The organism is Salinispora fenicalii, from assembly GCF_000514815.1.
Taxonomy (GTDB): Bacteria; Actinomycetota; Actinomycetes; order Mycobacteriales; family Micromonosporaceae; genus Micromonospora; species Micromonospora fenicalii.
In genome coordinates this window covers 88,778-89,684 of the sequence record NZ_KI911473.1, presented here as the reverse complement: position 1 = coordinate 89,684, position 907 = coordinate 88,778, and the positions used below count along the sequence as shown (strand labels likewise).

General features: G+C 66.9%; 1 rRNA gene and 1 pseudogene. One reads left to right on the top strand and one right to left on the bottom strand.

Annotated elements, in window-relative coordinates:
- Nucleotides 1-107: 107 nt before the first annotated feature.
- A 5S ribosomal RNA gene (gene rrf, locus B116_RS0123110) occupies nt 108-224 on the top strand.
- Nucleotides 225-380: 156 nt separating this feature from the next.
- Here the strand turns inward: rrf and B116_RS27970 are convergent.
- A pseudogene (locus B116_RS27970) lies at nt 381-907 on the bottom strand (hypothetical protein); the annotation flags it as partial.

The following is a 907-nucleotide window of genomic DNA, read 5'->3' as shown; positions in this document are numbered from 1 at the left end:
TAATAGGCCGAGGACTTGACTACTAAGTTGCTACGCGTCCACTGTGTATCTCTTGACAAACAAACATTGCCTGTGATGTTAGGTGTGTTTGATATGTCGATATGTGTTACGGCGGTCATGGCGGAGGGGAAACGCCCGGTTACATTCCGAACCCGGAAGCTAAGCCCTCCAGCGCCGATGGTACTGCACTCGGGAGGGTGTGGGAGAGTAGGACACCGCCGGGCAAAACTTCAGTTGAGGGCCGACCCTACCCGGGTCGGCCCTCACTGCGTGCCGCCATCACCGGCCTAATCAGGAAGGATGAACCTGTGAACTCAGGACCGCACGGCGGCGACCACACCCGTCGACACGAAGACCGTCCAACTGGTCGTGACGGTGCGTCACGTCGTGACGGCCGCCCCTCCTACCGGGATGACAGAGGCGCTGAACGTCGCGGCGAACGTGGCTACCAGGGTGGTGACCGTCGTGAGGGTGGCTTCCGCGGCGGTGAGCGCCGTGAGGGCGGTAGCCGGGGCGGCGACCGCGGTGGCTATCGAGGCGGTGAGCGCCGTGAGGGCGGTAGCCGGGGCGGCGACCGCGGTGGCTATCGAGGCGGTGAGCGCCGTGAGGGCGGCTTCCGTGGTGGTGACCGCGGTGATTTCCGGGGCGGTGAGCGTCGCGAGGGCGGCTTCCGTGGTGGTGACCGGGATGGCTTCCGGGGCGGTGAGCGCCGTGAAGGTGGCTACCGTGGCGGTGACCGCGGTGGTGAGCGTCGCGAGGGCGGCTTCCGTGGTGGTGACCGGGATGGCTTCCGGGGCGGTGAGCGCCGTGAGGGCGGCTTCCGTGGCGGTGACCGCGGTGGTGAGCGCCGTGAAGGTGGCTTCCGTGGTGGTGAGCGCCGTGAGGGCGGCTTCCGTGGTGGTGACCG